The sequence below is a fragment of the uncultured Tenacibaculum sp. genome (assembly GCF_947494125.1).
GTDB lineage: Bacteria > Bacteroidota > Bacteroidia > Flavobacteriales > Flavobacteriaceae > Polaribacter.
Genome location: NZ_CANLTU010000002.1, coordinates 305,893 through 325,539 on the forward strand (window position 1 = coordinate 305,893; position 19,647 = coordinate 325,539).

Annotated in this window: 23 protein-coding genes; 15 read left to right on the forward strand and 8 right to left on the reverse strand. The window is 30.8% G+C overall.

All coding sequences use genetic code 11. From position 1 onward, the window contains the following. Positions 1-63 precede the first annotated feature (63 nt). The 13 genes from Q0881_RS04830 (at position 64) to Q0881_RS04890 (ending at position 10,276) form a co-directional block, all read left to right on the forward strand. Positions 64-420, forward strand: coding sequence for a DoxX family protein (locus Q0881_RS04830; RefSeq protein ID WP_299157351.1), 357 nt, complete (start codon positions 64-66; stop codon positions 418-420). Beyond that, on the forward strand, positions 413-820 hold the full coding sequence (locus tag Q0881_RS04835) for an OsmC family protein (RefSeq protein WP_299157353.1): 408 nt from the start codon (positions 413-415) through the stop codon (positions 818-820). Before Q0881_RS04830 ends, Q0881_RS04835 begins: the two co-directional genes overlap by 8 nt. Before the next feature lie 4 nt (positions 821-824). Next, positions 825-1,355 (forward strand): NAD(P)H-dependent oxidoreductase, encoded by a 531-nt coding sequence (locus Q0881_RS04840; protein WP_299157354.1) that lies wholly within the window; start codon positions 825-827, stop codon positions 1,353-1,355. Between the two features lie 17 nt (positions 1,356-1,372). After that, positions 1,373-1,804, forward strand: a complete 432-nt coding sequence (locus tag Q0881_RS04845; protein WP_299157355.1) for a (4Fe-4S)-binding protein — start codon at positions 1,373-1,375, stop codon at positions 1,802-1,804. 110 nt (positions 1,805-1,914) lie between these two features. Continuing rightward, the gene (locus Q0881_RS04850; RefSeq protein WP_299157356.1) at positions 1,915-2,163 is read left to right on the forward strand and encodes a glutaredoxin domain-containing protein; all 249 of its coding nucleotides are present in this window, start codon (positions 1,915-1,917) and stop codon (positions 2,161-2,163) included. Positions 2,164-2,168: 5 nt separating this feature from the next. Continuing rightward, a complete protein-coding gene (locus tag Q0881_RS04855; protein ID WP_299157358.1) occupies positions 2,169-2,606 on the forward strand; it encodes a MarR family transcriptional regulator in 438 nt (145 codons plus the stop codon). A gap of 166 nt (positions 2,607-2,772) precedes the next feature. Beyond that, on the forward strand, positions 2,773-3,642 hold the full coding sequence (locus Q0881_RS04860) for a pirin family protein (RefSeq protein ID WP_299157359.1): 870 nt from the start codon (positions 2,773-2,775) through the stop codon (positions 3,640-3,642). A gap of 16 nt (positions 3,643-3,658) precedes the next feature. Next, complete coding sequence (locus Q0881_RS04865; protein WP_299157360.1) at positions 3,659-4,378, forward strand: pirin family protein; 720 nt, start codon at positions 3,659-3,661, stop codon at positions 4,376-4,378. 151 nt (positions 4,379-4,529) lie between these two features. Beyond that, on the forward strand, positions 4,530-6,557 hold the full coding sequence (locus Q0881_RS04870; protein ID WP_299157362.1) for an NADPH-dependent 2,4-dienoyl-CoA reductase: 2,028 nt from the start codon (positions 4,530-4,532) through the stop codon (positions 6,555-6,557). A gap of 109 nt (positions 6,558-6,666) precedes the next feature. Continuing rightward, positions 6,667-7,653: a UDP-3-O-(3-hydroxymyristoyl)glucosamine N-acyltransferase gene (lpxD, locus tag Q0881_RS04875; protein ID WP_299157363.1), complete on the forward strand. Its 987-nt coding sequence runs from the start codon at positions 6,667-6,669 to the stop codon at positions 7,651-7,653. A gap of 127 nt (positions 7,654-7,780) precedes the next feature. After that, positions 7,781-7,957, forward strand: a complete 177-nt coding sequence (locus Q0881_RS04880) for a CAL67264 family membrane protein (protein ID WP_175578649.1) — start codon at positions 7,781-7,783, stop codon at positions 7,955-7,957. Between the two features lie 21 nt (positions 7,958-7,978). Beyond that, positions 7,979-9,670 carry an energy-dependent translational throttle protein EttA gene (ettA, locus tag Q0881_RS04885; protein ID WP_299157364.1) on the forward strand — a complete coding sequence of 564 codons (1,692 nt, stop codon included), beginning with the start codon at positions 7,979-7,981 and terminating at the stop codon, positions 9,668-9,670. A gap of 348 nt (positions 9,671-10,018) precedes the next feature. Next, positions 10,019-10,276, forward strand: coding sequence for a DUF5694 domain-containing protein (locus Q0881_RS04890; RefSeq protein ID WP_299157365.1), 258 nt, complete (start codon positions 10,019-10,021; stop codon positions 10,274-10,276). Positions 10,277-10,340: 64 nt separating this feature from the next. Here Q0881_RS04890 and Q0881_RS04895 read toward each other — a convergent pair whose 3' ends face one another. The 4 genes from Q0881_RS04895 to argS all read right to left on the reverse strand — a co-directional run bounded on the left by Q0881_RS04895 (position 10,341) and on the right by argS (position 14,955). After that, a complete protein-coding gene (locus Q0881_RS04895; protein ID WP_299157366.1) occupies positions 10,341-10,793 on the reverse strand; it encodes a heavy metal-binding domain-containing protein in 453 nt (150 codons plus the stop codon). 66 nt (positions 10,794-10,859) lie between these two features. Then, positions 10,860-11,462, reverse strand: a complete 603-nt coding sequence (locus Q0881_RS04900; protein ID WP_299157367.1) for a hypothetical protein — start codon at positions 11,460-11,462, stop codon at positions 10,860-10,862. 202 nt (positions 11,463-11,664) lie between these two features. Further along, complete coding sequence (lpdA, locus tag Q0881_RS04905; protein ID WP_299157368.1) at positions 11,665-13,053, reverse strand: dihydrolipoyl dehydrogenase; 1,389 nt, start codon at positions 13,051-13,053, stop codon at positions 11,665-11,667. 126 nt (positions 13,054-13,179) lie between these two features. Then, the gene (argS, locus tag Q0881_RS04910) at positions 13,180-14,955 is read right to left on the reverse strand and encodes an arginine--tRNA ligase (RefSeq protein ID WP_299157369.1); all 1,776 of its coding nucleotides are present in this window, start codon (positions 14,953-14,955) and stop codon (positions 13,180-13,182) included. A 90-nt stretch (positions 14,956-15,045) separates the two neighbouring features. On the opposite strand from argS, the gene Q0881_RS04915 reads away from it, so the two are divergent. Together Q0881_RS04915 and Q0881_RS04920 are read left to right on the forward strand one after the other, a co-directional pair. Continuing rightward, a complete protein-coding gene (locus Q0881_RS04915) occupies positions 15,046-15,588 on the forward strand; it encodes a YkgJ family cysteine cluster protein (RefSeq protein WP_299157370.1) in 543 nt (180 codons plus the stop codon). 95 nt (positions 15,589-15,683) lie between these two features. Next, entirely contained in the window at positions 15,684-16,361 is a 678-nt protein-coding gene (locus tag Q0881_RS04920) for a class I SAM-dependent methyltransferase (RefSeq protein ID WP_299157371.1), read from the forward strand. A gap of 38 nt (positions 16,362-16,399) precedes the next feature. Here Q0881_RS04920 and Q0881_RS04925 read toward each other — a convergent pair whose 3' ends face one another. From Q0881_RS04925 to Q0881_RS04940, 4 genes are all read right to left on the reverse strand, one after another. After that, positions 16,400-16,885: a hypothetical protein gene (locus Q0881_RS04925; protein ID WP_299157372.1), complete on the reverse strand. Its 486-nt coding sequence runs from the start codon at positions 16,883-16,885 to the stop codon at positions 16,400-16,402. A gap of 129 nt (positions 16,886-17,014) precedes the next feature. Further along, positions 17,015-17,392 (reverse strand): DUF2200 domain-containing protein, encoded by a 378-nt coding sequence (locus Q0881_RS04930; protein ID WP_299157373.1) that lies wholly within the window; start codon positions 17,390-17,392, stop codon positions 17,015-17,017. Between the two features lie 2 nt (positions 17,393-17,394). Then, on the reverse strand, positions 17,395-17,946 hold the full coding sequence (locus Q0881_RS04935) for a hypothetical protein (RefSeq protein ID WP_299157375.1): 552 nt from the start codon (positions 17,944-17,946) through the stop codon (positions 17,395-17,397). A gap of 302 nt (positions 17,947-18,248) precedes the next feature. Next, positions 18,249-19,523 (reverse strand): hypothetical protein, encoded by a 1,275-nt coding sequence (locus Q0881_RS04940; protein ID WP_299157377.1) that lies wholly within the window; start codon positions 19,521-19,523, stop codon positions 18,249-18,251. Positions 19,524-19,647: the final 124 nt, after the last annotated feature.

Sequence of the window (19,647 nt, forward strand, 5' to 3'; positions counted from 1 at the left end):
TATATTCCACGGTAAATAAAAATATTTTTTATACCTTTGTAATGAATTTAAAACTAAATTATAATGAAACGAGACAAAATTATCTATTATGTAGCTACAGGATTATTAACATTATTAATGTTGTTTTCTGCTGGAATGTATTTCTTTAATAATGCAGAAATAGCTAAAATGTTTGAAGCCTTTGGGTATCCAACGTATATTATTTATCCATATGGAGCAGCTAAAATTTTAGGATTAGTAGCTATTTGGTTTCTAAAAGATACATTTTTAAAAGAATGGGCCTATGCTGGATTTTTCTTTGCTTTTGTACTTGCATTTTTTGCGCATGTCATGATAGGAGATGGAGAACAAATGGGGGCAATTATGGCAATGGTTTTATTAGTAATATCATATATTTATAATAAAAAATTAAATGCCTAAAAATATCACTTCAGAAGTTAAACTAACCAATCGTAATTATTTAGCAGAAGCAAAAATGAGAAACCATTTTGTTATGATAGATGAGCCTGTAAATAAGGGAGGAGATGATAATGCTCCAACACCTGTAGAGTATTTACTAACAGCAATAGGAGGTTGTGTATCTATGACACTTCGTATGTACGCTGAAAGAAAAAAATGGGACATTGGAGAAATAACTGTCAAAGTAATTCAAAAACAAGCGTTAACTTCTGAAGGAATAAAAAAATCATTAATAGAAGAAATTTCTTTTGAAAAAGAGGTTACAGAGGAACAACAAGTAAAGCTATTAGAAATGGCTGGTCAATGTCCAGTAGCTAAAATGGTAAAAGGGGAAACAGAAATAACAAGCAAAATAAAATAATAAGATGAAAAAAATAGCAGCTTTTGCTGGAAGTACAAGTACTACATCGATAAACAAACAGTTAGCTACTTATGCAGCAAATCAACTAGAAAATGTATCTTTTGATATATTAGATTTAAATGATTATAAATCGCCAATTTTTAGTGAAGATATAGAAAGAGATGAAGCATATCCAGAAGGTGCAGCCAAGTTTAATGAAGCATTAGATAAATACGATGGTTTTATAGTGTCTTTAGCTGAGCATAATGGATCTTATTCAGCAGCTTTTAAAAACGTTTTTGACTGGGCTTCAAGAAAAGAAAGAAAAGTATTTAGAGATAAACCAGTTTTGGTAATGGCAGCATCTCCAGGAGGTAGAGGAGGAGCAGGAGTATTAGCTTCAGCATTAGGAGCATTTCCACACATGGGGGCTAATGTTGCATCAAATTTTTCATTCCCAGGGTTTTATGATAACTTTAAAGGGGAAAGCATTGTAAATGAAGAATTAAACAAAAAATTAAAAGAAGCAGTTACAACTTTCGAAAATGTAGTATAAATAAAAACATTTTAGTTATGTCTGATAATAAAAAGGAAATTATAAAGAACTACAGTAACGATGATATTACTGTAGTTTGGAAACCTAATACTTGTATTCATGCCAAAAAGTGCTGGAAAGAGTTAATTCAAGTTTTTGATCCAAGAAATAAACCTTGGGTAAATATGGAAGGGGCAACTACAGACAGAATAAAAAAACAAGTAGAAGCATGTCCTTCAGGAGCCTTGTCTTATATATCTAAAGGAGGAAGTAAGGAAAAAGCACATACAGAGACTAAGATTGAGGTTTTAGAGAATGGTCCGTTGTTAGTTTATGGAACTTTACATGTAACGAACTCGAATGGAGTAGAAGAAAAGAAAAATAAAACAACTGCATTTTGTAGATGTGGAGCTTCTCAAAATAAACCGTATTGTGATGGGGCTCATATGCAGATGGAATTTAAAGGATAAGAGCTATGATTTCCCATATAACCTATAATTTATGATATAGATACTATTAAATTAGTTCCCTTGGAAATAAAAGGTGTATTTCGTAAATTTGTAACTAGAAAAGGAAAAAAATGAAGATTACTTTATACGGTAGAAAAGGGCATGCGCATACAGTTGCATTTAAAAATTTTTTAAGATCTACAGAAATAGCTTTTGAATATAAAGATGTGTCAACGGATGAAGAAGCCAGAGAACATAGTAAAGAGTTATATGAAGGAGTAGTTAAATATCCTACATTGTTCATAGATGATGAAGTATACTTAACACCAACATCAGATTTATTTAATAAACTAATGCAAGATTTAAAATTAAGAGCTTAGTTAAGATGGGAGATATTTCAAAAGATATTAATTCAACATTTCCAAATAATAAAGTGAAAGCTTTTATAAATATAAAATATACAGCAAACTGGATTTTAAGTAAAGAGAATGAGTTTTTCCGGCCTTACGGAATATCTCCTCAACAGTATAATATACTAAGAATATTAAGAGGAGCGAAAGAGCCTATCAAAGTTCAAGTTATTAAAGACAGAATGATAGAACGTGCTCCTAATGCTACACGATTAATGGATAAGTTATGTGATAAGAAATTAATTAAACGTATACGATGTGATCATGATAGGAGAGTAGTATATATAAGTATCGTTAATCAAGGATTAGAGTTATTAAAAACAATTGATAGTAATATAGACATTGATTTTATAGAAAAACTTTCTGAAGAAGAGGCAATTCAATTAAGTGAATTGTTAGATAAAATAAGGTAATTATTATTGAAATTTTAAAAAAGAGAAAGAAAAAAATTTATAAATATATTTTCCATGGAAAATAACTTAAAGAAGATGATTTTAAAATATAAGAAGCAGAAAATACCTAGCAGTTTTATTTAGATGTGTGAATAAAATTAAAAGTGTAATCTGAAATAAAATAGAAATGAAAACAATAAAAACAATAGCGCATAAAGTAGGAAGTCCATTAGTAAGTATGGGCCCAATACGATTAAGACAACCAATTCCAACAGAAGGAATAGATATGGTAGATCCTTTTTTGCTATTGCACCATTATGGTCCCTATGCAATTAGCGTATTTAATAATCCGTTCGATCTAGGTCCACACCCCCATAGAGGTTTTGAGCCAATAACTTTACTATTTAAAGGAGAACAGTTTCATAGAGATTCTTTGGGGAATGAAATGTTAGTTAAAGCAGGAGATGTACAATGGACAACTGCCGGTAGAGGTATTATACATGCAGAAGGACCTTCAAAAGAATTTGTAGAAAAAGGAGGTGAACTAGAAGGTATTCAATTGTGGTTGAATTTGCCAGCAGAAAAGAAGATGATGCCAGCAAATTACCAGCATTTAAAAAGTGAAGTGATTCCAGTAGTTGAAAATGATGATAAGAGTATTCAATTAAAAGTTGTAGCAGGTGAGCAAGAGGGGAAACAAGGTTTAATAAAAACTCAGACACCAGTTAATGTGTTTACAGTTAAGACACAAGAGAAAGGAGAGGTAAATGTTACAATTCCAATGTCGCATAATTCTTTAGTGTATTTGTTAGAAGGAGAAACGTTAATTAATAATGAAACAACTTTAAAGAAAGGAGCAACTCAAATGATTACTTTTCATCAAGATGGAAATACTATACAAATAGAAGCTAAAAAGGAAAGTATCTTGTTGGTATTATCAGGAGAACCTATTAACGAAAAAGTAGCTTCTTGGGGCCCATATGTAATGAATACTCAAACAGAAATAATGGAAGCATTACGAGATTATAAGAAAGGAAAAATGGGGTATTTATATTAATAATTTAAAAGATAAAATGAAAACAATACTTCATAGAGCAGATAGTAGAGGATATGTAAATCACGGTTGGTTGGAAAGTTACCATAGCTTTAGTTTTGCAGGTTATTATAATTCAGATCGAATGAATTTTGGAGCATTACGAGTTTTTAATGATGATATTGTAGAGGCAAAAGAAGGCTTTGGAACACATCCACATAAGAATATGGAAATTATTTCAATTCCATTGTTAGGTGCATTATCTCATAAAGATAGTATGGGGAATAAAAAGGCAATAACAGCGGGAGAAGTACAAGTAATGTCAGCAGGAAGTGGTTTAACTCATTCTGAATTTAATGATAATGAATTAGAAAAAGTAAACTTTTTTCAGTTATGGATTGTTCCAAGTGAGCAAAACATAACACCAAAGTATGAGCAGAAATATTTTAAAGAAACAGAACGAAATAATAAACTACAAATTTTGGTGAGTTCAGAGAATTCTAAAGATGATAAAAGTTTAAAGATTCAGCAAGACGCACAAATTTCAAGAATAACGTTGCACAAAAATGAAGCATTAGAATACAAATTGAAATCAAATAATCACGGTGTTTATATTATGAATATTGAAGGGGATATAAAAATAGATAATAATATATTAGGAAAGAGAGATGCAATAGGTATTTGGGAAACAAGATCAATAAATATAATTGCTCAAAGAACATCAGATATCTTATTTGTTGAGGTACCAATGATTTTCTAACTTGATTTAATATTCTGGTTATATAGTAAGTTAGGTTCTAAAACCTACAAAAAACTCAAAGATTTAATCTTTGAGTTTTTGTTTTATAAAAAATTGTATCTTGCATTTTATTATGCATGCATAATAAATAAAATAACAAAAACTAGACAAAATGACCAAATACAAGCATATTTTTGAACCATTAGATTTAGGATTTACCACCTTGAAGAACCGTATTTTAATGGGCTCTATGCATACTGGTTTAGAAGAAGAAAAAAATGGAATAGAAAAAATAGCAACTTATTATGCAGAGAGAGCTAGAGGAGGAGTTGGATTAATAGTTACTGGAGGAATAGCGCCTAACATTCAAGGTTGGACAGCACCTTTCTCGGCAAGAATGAGTACTAAAAAGCATGCACGTGAGCATAAAGTAATTACTGATGCGGTGCATAAAGAAGGTGGAAAGATTTGTATGCAAATTTTACATTCAGGGCGTTATGGTTATCATCCTGTTAGTGTAGCACCTTCAAAAATACAAGCACCGATAAATCCTTTTAAGCCATTTGCTTTAAAACAATCGGGTATTCGAAGAACAGTAAAAGATTTTGTAAACTGCGCAAAATTATCGCAGGAAGCTGGGTATGATGGCGTAGAGATAATGGGTTCTGAAGGATATTTAATTAATCAGTTTATAGTTAAAAGAACAAATAAAAGAACAGATAACTATGGAGGAGATTATGAGAATAGAATACGTTTAGCAGTAGAAATAGTACGTAAAACAAGAGAAGCAGTAGGTGAGAATTTTATTATAATTTACCGATTATCAATGCTTGATTTAGTTGAGCAAGGAAGTTCTTGGGAAGAAGTGGTACAGTTAGGTAAAGAGATAGAAAAAGCAGGAGCTACAATAATCAATACAGGTATTGGTTGGCACGAAGCGCGAATTCCTACCATAGCAACCTCAGTACCAAGAGCAGCATTTACTTGGGTAACTAAAAAAATGAAAAAAGAATTGTCAATTCCGTTAATTACTTCTAACCGAATTAATATGCCAGAAACTGCAGAAAAAGTTTTATCAGAAGGAGATGCAGATATGATTTCTATGGCACGTCCATTTTTGGCAGATCCAGAATGGGTAAATAAAGCGCAAGAAGAACGTGATGATGAGATAAATACTTGTATAGGGTGTAATCAAGCATGTTTAGATCATGCATTTCAAAAGAAAGTAGCAAGTTGTTTGGTAAATCCAAGAGCTTGTCATGAAACAGAGTTAAATTATACACCAACTGATAACAAAAAAAGCATAGCGGTTGTTGGAGCTGGCCCAGCAGGATTAGTAGCTGCAACCATTGCTGCACAAAGAGGCCATGATGTTACTTTGTTTGATGGAGATAAAGAAATAGGAGGTCAGTTTAATATAGCAAAACAAATTCCAGGTAAAGAAGAGTTTTATGAAACAATACGATATTTTAATAAACAGATTCAACTTCATAATGTAAATTTAAAGTTGAATACAAGAGTTACCGCAGAAGACCTAATAAAAGGTAATTTTGATGAGGTAGTTTTAGCAACAGGAATAAAACCAAGAACTCCAAGAATAGAAGGTATAGAGCATGAAAAAGTATTGAGTTATATTGATGTAGTAAAAAATAAAAAACCAGTAGGAAAGCGTGTTGCAGTTATTGGTGGAGGAGCAATAGGTTTTGATATATCAGAATACTTAGCACATGAAGGAGAGAGTACTTCTCAAAATATAGATGCTTGGTTACAAGAATGGGGGATAGATAAATCATTGGAAGCCCGTGCAGGAATTGAGGGAATACAGCCAGAGAATCATCCATCACCAAGAGAAATATTTATGTTCAAACGAAGTAAAGGAAAGTTTGGAGGTAAATTAGGGAAAACTACAGGTTGGATTCATAGAGCAGTACTAAAAAAGAAAAAAGTACAATTTATTAATGAAGTTCAATACACTAAAATAGATGATGCAGGCTTGCATTATACCCAAAATGAAGAGCAAAAAGTATTAGAAGTGGATAATATAATAATTTGTGCAGGACAAGTACCATTTAAAGAATTATTAGAACCATTAGAAACTAAAGGAATAAAGACACATATAATTGGAGGAGCTGATGTTGCAGCAGAGCTTGATGCAAAAAGAGCAATCAACCAAGGAAGTAGATTAGCTGCTAAACTATAATTCCTAGTTATTTTAGAATAAAAGAAACCTGTATTAAACAGGTTTTTTTTATTCTAAAAAATACTAAAAAAAATAACCCTATTTTAACAACCTAAAACAATAATAAAATATGAAGTCATTTACAATACAAGAGATTAATACCATTTTAAAGGGTGAATTAATAGGGGATTGTTCAGAAAAAATATGTGACCCAGAGCAAATAGAAAAAGCTGTAAAAGGTCAAATAACATTTATTGGAAATCAAAAATTCGCTCGTTTATGGGAAAAATCTAATGCAAGTGCAGCAATTGTAGATGAGAAGTTAGACATATTACCAGGGGATAAAAAAGCATTCATTAAAGTTAAAAATGCAGATCTAGCAATGGCAACTTTATTAGAAACTTTCCAATTAGATAGCCCAAAATTTGAAATAGACATTCACCCAACCGCAGTTATAAGCAAAAATGTAAAATTAGGAAAAGGATGTAAGATTGGAGCTAATAGCTATATCGGTGAAAATGTAGTTTTAGGAGATGGTGTTATTTTGTACCCAAATGTTTCTGTTTTTGATGATTCTATTATTGGAAATAATACAACAGTTTGGTCTGGTACAGTAATTAGAGAACGAAGCGTAATAGGAAGCAGTTGTATTTTTCATACAAATGTTAGTATTGGAGCAGATGGTTTTGGATACAGACCAAGTGAACAAGGTTTGACTAAAATACCACATATAGGGAATGTTGTAATAGGAGATAATGTAGAAATTGGTGCAAATTCATGTGTAGATAGAGGTAAATTTAGTTCAACTATTTTAGGAGATGGATGTAAGATTGATAATTTGGTTCAAATTGGGCATAACTCTATATTAGGAAGATTTTGTATCATGGCAGGTAATAGTGGATTGGCTGGTTCTGTAACTTTAGGAGATGGAGTAATTATAGGAGGAAGTGCATCTATTAAAGATCATACAACTATTCATTCAGGAGCAAAAGTAGGTGCAGGATCTGGAGTAATTGCAGACGTAGCAGCAGGTAAAACGGTTGTAGGTTATCCAGCCTGTGATTCTCGAGAAATGATGAAACAATGGGTAGTTTTACGTAAGCTAGCAAAAAAATAAAAAATATTCAAAGCATAAAAAATCTCGCTATATAGCGAGATTTTTTATGCTTAATACTTATATGGTTAAGTCTAAATAAATACCGATATTTGTAGTTCATATTTTTTGTAAAAAGTAAATTATGTCAATGAATAAAAACACAGTCCTAGGTTGGGCAACACTTATAATGGTTTTAATGGGTATTTTATTGGTAGCTTTAGCTGTATTTAAATACGATGAAATTGCAGGTTATGGTTTTGGAGCTGTAGGTCTAGGTTTTTTTGCAAATGCTTGGGTTTTTAATGCCCTAAAAGGAAGAGTTTAAATAATAAAAAATAGCAGTTAAATGTCAGACGATAAGAAAGTAATTTTTTCAATGAATAAGGTCTCTAAGACCTATCAAAGTACAGGAAAACAAGTTTTAAAAGATATTTATTTAAGCTTTTTTTATGGAGCTAAAATTGGTATTCTAGGACTTAATGGATCTGGTAAATCTACTTTGTTAAAAATAATAGCAGGAGTAGAAAAAAATTTCCAAGGAGATGTAACTTTTTCTCCAGGTTATAAAGTTGGATACCTTGAACAAGAGCCACAATTAGATGAAAATAAAACAGTTTTAGAAGTAGTTAAAGAAGGAGTTGCAGAAACTGTGGCTATTCTAGATGAGTATAATAAAATCAACGATATGTTTGGTTTAGAAGAAGTGTACTCTGATGCTGATAAAATGGAAAAGTTAATGGCACAACAAGCCGAACTTCAAGATAAAATAGATGCTTCTAACGCTTGGGAATTAGATACCAAGTTAGAAATAGCAATGGATGCTTTACGTACACCAGATTCTGACAAGAAAATAGGAGTATTATCAGGAGGAGAACGACGTAGAGTTGCATTATGTAGATTATTATTACAAGAACCAGAAATTTTATTATTAGATGAGCCTACCAACCATTTAGATGCAGAATCTGTACATTGGTTAGAGCATCATTTAGCACAATATAAAGGAACTGTAATTGCCGTAACGCACGATAGATACTTCTTAGATAACGTAGCAGGATGGATTTTAGAATTAGACAGAGGTGAAGGAATTCCTTGGAAAGGAAATTACTCATCTTGGTTAGATCAAAAGTCTACAAGACTATCACAAGAAAGTAAAACGGCATCAAAACGTCAGAAAACTTTAGAACGAGAGTTAGAATGGGTTAGACAAGGAGCAAAAGGTCGTCAAACAAAGCAAAAAGCACGTTTGAAGAACTATGAAAAGTTAATGAGTCAAGACCAAAAACAAACAGAAGAAAAATTAGAAATTTACATTCCTAATGGACCTCGTTTAGGAACTAATGTTATTGAAGCTACAGGTGTTTCTAAAGCTTTTGGTGACAAGTTATTATATGAAAATTTAGAATTTAATCTTCCGCAAGCAGGAATTGTAGGTATTATTGGACCAAACGGTGCTGGTAAAACGACAATTTTTAAAATGATAATGGGAGAAGAAGCCCCAGATTCAGGAAGTTTCAAAGTAGGAGAAACAGCTAAAATAGCTTATGTAGATCAAGCACATTCAAATATAGATCAAGAGAAATCTATTTGGGAAAATTTTTCTGAAGGTCAAGATTTAGTAATGATGGGAGGGAAACAAGTAAATTCTAGAGCTTACTTAAGTCGTTTCAATTTTGGAGGTAGCGAGCAGAATAAGAAAGTAAGTACACTTTCTGGAGGTGAGCGTAACCGTTTACACTTAGCGATGACTTTAAAAGAAGAAGGAAACGTATTACTTTTAGATGAGCCAACTAATGATTTAGATGTAAATACTTTAAGAGCATTAGAAGAAGGTTTAGAGAACTTTGCTGGTTGTGCAGTAGTAATTTCGCATGATAGATGGTTTTTAGATAGAATTTGTACTCATATCTTAGCATTTGAAGGAGATAGCCAGATTTACTTTTTTGAAGGTTCTTTTTCTGATTATGAAGAGAATAAAAAGAAGCGTTTAGGTGGAGATTTAATGCCGAAACGTATTAAGTATAAAAAATTAATTAGATAATTAATTTTTACATTTTAGTATATAAAAATAAAACTCGAAGTTAGCATACTTCGAGTTTTTCTTTCCTTTTCATTTAACAACTCCCCCAACAATTAAAACTGTGTAGTAGATAGTTTATCATAGTTTGCGATTAATGTTAAAGCTTTGTTAATTTCAATAATCGTGCCGAAAATGCAATAGAAATATTTATTTTTTAATAAAATGATACTTTTTTAGTTAAAAATTAGATTTAATCATAGTATTTGTTTGATTTTAAAGTTGTTAAATCACTAATTTGTTAATAGTTTTTAAAAAAATGTAAGTGTCTTCTACTGTAGACGATTGTTTGATTATTCTCTAAATGTATAGGTGCATAATTTTTTAAACTATTTAATTGAATATAATGCAGATATGTTAACACATGCGGGTACTAAATACAATTTTGAAGGAGCAGATGAAGCAGCAAAATATTACCAAAGAAATTTGAGAATGTATTCTAATTTAAATAGAATAGAACTTAAAGAAAGAAGATCATCGAGTATTTATGCTAATGGGAGCAAGCCATACAGCATTTTTAGAGATTTTATAAGTAGAAGTCCAAAATATAGTAATGGTAAATACATTTGATTACTTAAAACATTTAAACCTCACCAAACTGGTGAGGTTTAAATGTTTTAAGTTTTATTAATCATTAACTATGATAAGCTGTATTGTGTTCTAAATCTGAAGAACAACTTCTGCACTTACCAGCAGCATCTTCACCACCAGCACAACCATTTTTACACTTATAATGATATTCACCTTTAGCATTTGGCCCAGAAGCTGGAGTTGCTACAGGCGTTGATATTGGAGCAATGGTAGTATTAATTGGTTTATTATGAAAAGCTTGATTATGAGTAAGTTCTGTGCTACATATAGGACAAGCTCCTTTAGCGCTAGAAGTTCCACCTTTACATTTCTTAGGGCATATATAATGTGCTCCACCTACAACGCCAGTTGCAATATTATTAGCGTTTGGAAGTGTAGGTACTGGACGTTCATTAAAAGGAATACTTAAAGGGTGTACTGATGTTTTTTTTTCTTCTTTCTTGCAAGAATAAAAACATACTATAAACAATACGAATATTGGGATTAATTTCTTCATGCTCAAAGATAAAAAAACCTCACTAATTAGTGAGGCTTATAAATGTATAATAAAATGGTTAAAGTTTTAAAACCTATATGATAAAGATAATCTAGCAATATTGCTGTTTAGGTTGAATCCAAACGCAGAGATATCTCCTTTATTTTCTACGTTACCATTTACTATTCTATTATTTCCTGTAGTATAATTGAAGTTAGGTAGTAATTCTACTCCAAAAGCTAAATTTTCACTAAATATATAATTGGCTCCAATAACTCCTACTAAAGAAGGAGAATATGTTGTTCTTTCATTCTCAAAGTAGTTATTGTTATCCTTATTAATGTTTTTATACCAGCCGTAGTTGAAAGCAACATCAAAACCATAGCGGAATTCTAAGTTTTTAGTAATAATTTTTCTAAATTCTTTACCAACACTAATTCCAGCTCCAACACTATAGTGTTCACCAATAAATTGTTGTTGATTTATTATTTCGCCCTTATTATTGTTGAAGTTTAAAGCTAATATATTAAAGCGCCATAAGTTTTTAGCAGTACCTGTTTTATATGTAATTCCAAAGTTATTGAGGGAAGTAAAATTAATACCAACCTCCTGTCTTTTTTCTTTTTCTTGAGCAAATGAAATGTTTAATGTTGCAAATAAAAGTAATACACTTAAAGTAAAATTTTTCATGGTAATTTAGTTTAAATTAATAAAATTTTTAAGTGAAAAAGGTAACAATTTTAATGCCAGAAGTTGATTTTTAGGGTTTTATATTATTTTAATTTTGTAAGTGCTTGATTCTTAGTTTTAAGAAGTTTTTTGTAAAAAGAAAACCTTACCGAAATTGGTAAGGTTTATGTTTTTTTATTATTGTGTATTTATTTGTAAAATACTATAAATGAATTACTTCATCATAAGCATCAGCAACAGCTTCCATAACCGCTTCACTCATTGTTGGGTGAGGATGGATAGCTTTTAATACTTCATGTCCAGTAGTTTCTAATTTACGCCCTAAAACAGCTTCAGCAATCATATCAGTTACACCAGCACCAATCATATGACACCCTAACCATTCACCGTATTTAGCATCAAAAATTACTTTAACAAATCCATCAGGAGTTCCAGCAGCTTTTGCTTTACCAGAAGCAGAAAAAGGAAATTTACCAACTTTTAATTCGTAACCAGCTTCTTTTGCTTTTTCTTCAGTTAAACCAACAGAAGCAATTTCTGGAGTAGCATAGGTACAACCAGGAATGTTTCCATAATCGATAGCTTCAGTATGTACACCAGCTAATTTTTCAACACATGTAATTCCTTCAGCAGAAGCAACGTGCGCTAGGGCAGGACCAGGAGTAACATCACCAATAGCATAATATCCAGGGATATTTGTTTGGTACCAGTCGTTTACTAAGATTTTATCTCTATCAGTAATAATTCCAACATCTTCTAATCCGATGTTTTCAATATTTGTTTTAATTCCAACTGCCGATAATACGATATCAGCTTCTAAAATTTGTTCACCTTTTTTAGTTTTAACTGTAGCTTTTACACCATCACCAGAAGTATCAACAGATTCTACAGAAGAATTCGTCATAACTTTAATACCAGCTTTCTTAAAAGAACGTTCCATTTGTTTAGAAACATCTTTATCTTCAACAGGTACAATGTTTGGCATAAATTCAACAACAGTAACATCAGTTCCCATTGAGTTATAGAAATGTGCGAACTCAACTCCAATAGCTCCAGAACCTACAACAATCATAGATTTGGGTTGTGTTGGTAAGCTCATAGCCTCACGGTAACCAATTACTTTTTTGCCATCCTGTGGTAAGTTTGGTAATTGACGAGAACGTGCTCCAGTAGCAATAATAATATTATTTGCAGAGTATTCAGTTACAGTACCATCAGCAGCAGTAACATCTACTTTTTTACCAGGTTTTATTTTACCAAAACCATCAATAATATCAATTTTATTTTTCTTCATTAAGAACTGAACACCTTTGCTCATTCCTTCAGCAACACCACGACTACGTTTAATAACCGCTTCAAAATCTTTATCAATAGCTTCAGCTTTTAAACCATAAGCGTCAACATGTTTTAAGTAATCGTATACTTGCGCAGATTTTAATAAAGCTTTGGTAGGAATACATCCCCAGTTTAAGCAAATTCCACCTAAGTTTTCTTTTTCTACTACGGCAACTTTAAATCCTAATTGAGATGCTCTAATAGCTGTTACATAACCTCCAGGACCACTTCCGATTATTAATACGTCGTATTTCATGTCGTTTATTTTTACTTGTTGTTTGTTTATTCTAATTAATTACTTTGGGCGTTCGAGCGGGCTTTCACTATTCGCTGTTTCATTCTTCAACGAGCTCAAACAAGCCGTTCAATCCCTAACGCAAAATTACATTCTTTCTGGAACCTGAATTCCTAATAATGAGAATGCTGATTTTATAGTATCGGCTACCTTTTTAGATAACTGAACTCTAAATACTTTTTTATCTTGATTTTCTTCTCCTAAAATATGAACGTTTTGGTAAAATGAGTTAAACTCTTTTACCAAATCATACGTGTAATTAGCAATTACAGCAGGTGAGTAATTCTTAGCTGCTTGCTGAATAGTTTCAGGATATAACTCTAATTGTTTAATTAATTCTTTTTCTTTAGCGTGTAATTCAATCGATACAGCATTTGAGTAATCAAAATCTGCTTTTCTTAATATTGATTGAATTCTAGCATAGGTATATTGAATAAAAGGTCCAGTGTTTCCTTGAAAGTCAACAGAGGCTTTTGGGTCAAACAAAATTCTCTTTTTAGGATCTACTTTTAAAATAAAGTATTTTAAAGCACCTAATCCAATAATTCTATACAGTTCTTCTTTTTCTTCATCAGAATACCCTTCTAATTTTCCTAATTCTTGCGAAATAGTACGGGCAGTATTGGTCATTTCCGTCATTAAATCATCCGCATCAACAACAGTACCTTCACGAGATTTCATTTTTCCAGAAGGTAAATCAACCATACCATAACTTAAATGATATAATTGTTCAGCCCAAGAATATCCTAATTTCTTTAGAATTAAGAATAATACTTTAAAGTGATAGTCTTGTTCGTTACCAACAGTGTATACCATTCCACCGACATCCGACATATCTTTAGCACGTTGTATAGCGGTACCAATATCTTGCGTCATATATACAGAAGTACCATCAGAACGTAATACTAGCTTTTCATCTAAACCTTCATCGGTTAAATCGCACCAAACAGAACCGTCTTCTTTTTTATAAAAAACACCATTAGTTATACCATCTTCAATTACGTCTTTACCTAATAAATAGGTGTTACTTTCGTAATATAGCTTATCAAAATCAACTCCAATACTTTTGTAAGTAACATCAAAACCTTTATAAACCCAAGAATTCATTTCTTTCCAAAGCGTTACAACTTCTTCATCGCCAGCTTCCCATTTACGTAACATTTCTTGTGCTTCAACAAACAAAGGAGCTTGTTTTTTAGCATCATCTTCAGAAGTTCCGCTTGCTACTAAATTAGCAATCTCTTTTTTATATTCTTGGTCGAACTTTACATAATAATTTCCAACCAATTTATCTCCTTTTAAACCTGTTGATTCTGGAGTTTCTCCGTTACCAAACTTTTGCCAAGCTAACATCGATTTACAAATATGGATTCCACGGTCGTTAATAATCTGTGTTTTGTAAACTTTTTTCCCTGAAGCTTTTAAAATTTCAGAAACTGAATAGCCTAACAATACATTACGAACATGTCCTAAGTGTAAAGGTTTGTTGGTGTTTGGCGATGAATATTCAACCATTCTTGAAGATTCGTTTGCCGAAGGCGTAACAAATCCATAAGAAGAATCCGTAGTAATTTCATTAAAGAAGTTTGTGTAAAAACTATCGTTTATAACTAAGTTCAAGAATCCTTTTACTACATTATAATTGGTAATGTCTTCAACGTTTTCTACTAAATAAGCTCCTAAATCTTCACCAATTTGTACAGGACTTCCTTTTTTGTACCTTAAAAGAGGAAATACCACTACAGTGATGTCTCCTTCAAAATCTTTACGGGTTGCTTGAAATTCTACACTTGGAATTTCAATATTATACAAGGCTAAAAATCCTTCTTTTACTTTAGCTTCTATTAAGGTTTGTATGCTCATTAGTTATTAAAAATTGAAGTGCAAAATTACATAATTTATTTGGATGATATTTAAACTGATTCTAACAATTTATATAGGTATTTTTGCAACATGGATAAAGACTTGGAAAACTTACAAAAGTTAGCGCAGGATGCAGCAAAAGAGAACAAAAAGTATTTTGCTACATTAAAAAAGCGTACGCCTAAAAACTTAGATGTTGTTATGCAAGAGTTGCATGATAAAGAATTTGAGCGTACAGACTGTTTAGAATGCGGTAACTGTTGTAAAACAACAAGCCCTATTTTTACAGATAAAGACACGGAACGTATTGCGAAGCATTTAAAAATGAAGGTGCGTGATTTTACTAACCAATATTTAGAGCGTGATGCTGATGACTTTATGGTGTTAAAAACAGCTCCTTGTTCTTTCTTAGATGAGCGAGATAATACCTGTTTTATTTACGATGTACGCCCAAAAGCTTGTGCAGAATATCCACACACCAACCGAAGAAAATTTATTCAATTAGCCGATTTAACTATTAATAATACGGAGGTTTGCCCAGCAACGTATAGAATTGTTGAAGAATTAAAGAAACGTTTACCGGTGCGATCGAATGAAAAAGTTAAAAGATCGTCTAGAGAAAAAAAGTCATAAAAGAATTAGTATCCTGTACTTTTTAAGTAACCTTAATTAAGCAGACCTTTTGTTAAAATTAAATATAATAGCTTTATAATTTTATAGTGTTATTAATGGATAAGAAAGAAATTAAGCCTAAAAAACAAAAGAAACCTTGGCCTACTAAAGATGCTATGGAACAGGTTTATGAAATGAAGCTTTGGGGAGATAATGAATCCAATTTTTATTCAGGTTTTGGTTCACATAACCCAAAGATTATAGCTCCATATTTAGATGTTGTAAAATCATTTTTAGCTTCTTTTAAAAAGCCTCTTACGGTATGTGATTTAGGTTGTGGTGATTTTAATATAGGAAAAGAACTAGTTAAGTACACTGAAAAGTACATTGCAGTAGATATTGTAGAAAGCCTTATAACTTACAACAAAGAAAAATTTAAAGAAGAAAATTTAGAATTTCATTGTTTAGACATTGCTACAGATGATTTACCTATTGCTGATTGTGTGATGCTAAGACAAGTATTACAACACTTATCGAATACCGAAGTGCAAAGTATAGCTGATAAATTAACTGACTTTAAATATGTTATTTTAACAGAACATGTACCTGAAGGTAGTTTTATAGCTAATAAAGATATTATTTCTGGACAAGGAATACGGTTAAAAAAGCAAAGTGGTTTAAATTTATTAGTGCCTCCATTTAATTTTAAAGTAAAAGAAAAAAAGCAACTATTGTCAATTAATTTGAATGATAATAAAGGTGTTATTGTAACAACGCTTTATAAGGTGTTTTAGCTATAGTATTAAAGATGTTATACCAATTAGATTTTAGTTTATAAGGTCTTCTTTTTAATATTATACATTTTTAATATATCAACAAATGCCTTTGTTATTTTATTTACTTCAGACTTTGGTGTGTTTTTTTCTAGAAAAACTGTTATACTAGATGTGGTTTTTCCATTAAAATGTTCTTCTGTTTTTATGTTAATCTTTTTAGTTTCTATAGAATTATTTGGGAAGAATATTTGAATGTATTTACTTTCAGTATTTTCTTTAACTGTTATTTCTGAATACTCTTTTGCTGTTAAATAATATGCTGTTGAGCAAAGTTTAAATGCCGTACAGAATTGTATGAATTTAACCGTTTTGTTATGATTAAAGTCAACTTCTTCAAGTAAATAGTTATAGTTTTTTTTGCTATTATTTAGTTTATATACATCTATTCTTTCACCTAAAGATTCTAGCGCTTCTGTTTTAGTTTGACTTGAGCATTTTGTATAAACGAATAATAAAAAGAATGCTATAAATAAATTTTTCATAATTGAACAATAATTTTTTGAGTTTAGATTTTCAATATTAGTACGTAGCGAATATACTTAAAAAGTGAATTTTTAGCATATTAATAAGTTTAACTTTTAAAGTAGTTTAGGTTTTGTTAGCTTCAGCTTCTATTTTTTTTCTTTTCGCAAAATTTTCTCCATTTTACGACCTTTTGCCAATTCATCAATGAGCTTTTCCATACGTCTGCATTGTTTATACAATTCAAATTCATCTTCTATTTCTTCAATTCGATAACCACAAACAACACCTTTAATTAAGTGTGCGTTAGGATGTATTTTAGCTTTTTTAAAAAATGTTCTAAAAGTTACTTTTTCATCAATAAGTGCTTGTAAAGCTTCTTTGTTAAAACCCGTAAACCATTCTATTACTTGGTTGAGTTCATCTTTTGTTCTGCCATTTTTCTCCAATCTATTCAGGTAAAGTGGGTAAATGGATGCAAAGATCATTTTGGCAACCTTTTCATTTTTTTCGGTTGTAACTTTCATTTTTATTTCTTTTTATACAGTTCAATTGGGTTAGGACTTTCTGGTAGTCCAATCAGTTTATTATTGTAAAAGTACATATTATAAAACTCTCCTTTATTCCAACCTTTTAATAAAATACTGTCTCCTATTTTTTCATTCATACCCGTTTCTATAATTTTCAGAGAATCAGTCTTATTAGAATCTAATTCATAAATTCCGTAAATATTTGGGTTTTCTGAAATATCCAATCGTAAATTTCTATTTTTAATTTTGAAATAATAGTTCGTCTGTGAGTAAGGATGATTCTCAATCCAAAAATTCCAAAAAAATGAAAAGACCCAATAGCAGACTATTGTATTAATAAAGAATAAAACCGATAGTCTTTTTTTAATAAAGAAAACAATAATTCCAATCAGAATATTCACTCCAAATATTTCAAGTCTGTGAGATTCAACTCCAACAGACATAAAAGGATCAGGTTTAATATTACTAATCCAATATTTCATAAGTAAAATATCGATTAGCAAAATCAGAACTCCAATTCCGACTAATAATTTTGTTTCTGATTTCGTCATTCTCAAATTATAGGTAACGTGTTTGTGTATGATTTCGTTGCGTATTTTAAACAACTAATTTAGAAAATACACACCGAATAGAAAATCCGCGAGTATTTTCGTAAGTATTCTAAAACCAAGCAATTAATTATATACGGTGTTAACAAACGCTTTCTTTTATTTTAGCCATTAATTTCTCTGTTATAATGTCCGATATTGTATTGTAGTCCATCGAAGTATCAATTTTTAATTCTGTCTTTTTATCTTTTTTGACAAGAGTTTCTTTAATCGATAAATTTTTTTTTAGTTTCGAAAGCATAATATTAATTGTTAAAATAATTAGCCATAAAATGTTTATTTAAATCTCCTTCAAAATAGTGTTTTCTTTTTTTCCAAATGAACCCATCTCCTTTACTGATTATAGCAACGTCGATTGGTCCACCAACACTTTCTTCCGAAGAAGAAATTCTCCTTTTTAGATAAGTTAAATAAATCAAACTTTCAGCCATTTCAGCCAAGTCTTCTTTTGATAAAATTGCAACTGTGTCAAGAGTTGGTAAAATTTGCTTTTCCCGTTTTAATTGATTCAATTGTTTTTCAAATTCTTTAGAAATAATTGACAAATCTAAACCATTTATTTTTTGTGCTAAATCATCATTTTCTCCGTTTAATAATCCGACTATTGTATCTGTATAATCTTTTAGCAATTTTTGGAATACAGAAATATAAGTATGGTCAATTTCAGGGTCAATTCCTTTTATGAACATATTTATTACATCAATTTGAGCGTAAGGCATTATTGCTCCGTTATTGTTGTCCGAAATCTCACATTTATCAAAATCAGAATATCGCAAACGATTATTAATAACATCCGATACTTGTATTGAAACCATAGAAGGATAGATTTCTTTTTCTCCATAACCTCCAAATACTATTCCTGTTGTTACTCCAATAAAATTGGAAGTTCTCAAATGGTGATAGTATAATTTTATAATTGCATTAAATATATTGTCATTGATAACAATTCCATCAAATATTGTATCAATTACCTCTTTTATTTCGACTTCTGCATATTCTTTAAAATTCTCTAATGTGTAATCGGCAAAATCAGTTAGAATATTTGTTGCTCCATCATATGAATTAATATTATTTTGTAAATCTTCGAGAATAATTTCTTGAAACTCAACAGATAATTCATCTTCTGATTTTCCGTCTGATAGATTTTCAATCATTCTATTTTTTAAAATATCTAATTGCCAATATAAAAACTGTTTTAAGTTTAGAAGCTGATATTCTGGTGTTGTATAAAAATCTTTACCTTTTAAGAATTTTATAAAATCCTCTTTATATTCTTCTATTGTGTCAAAGCTTTTGTCTTTAAGCTCCTTTCTATAAAGTTTGATTATGATTTCCCAAGGTGTTGACATAAAGGTTGAGGAATCATATATCATTATTCCAACTGGGTGATGCTTTGATAATGTAAATAGTTTATTAGCAGTGTTGTAAATCTTTTTTTGATTTCCACCTGTTACTGTAACAGCACTATCAGCTGCCATTGTTACTCCGTGTTTATTTAATATTCCTATTACTGCTGTCATTTTCTTGAGTTCAGTTTTTTTAATGTTTGCTAACGGTTAGTATAAGAAACGTAGGGAAGTTAAAAAGCACTTTCGTTTCGGTTTATTACTTAGCTAAATATAAATATTTTGCTTTTATTTTATT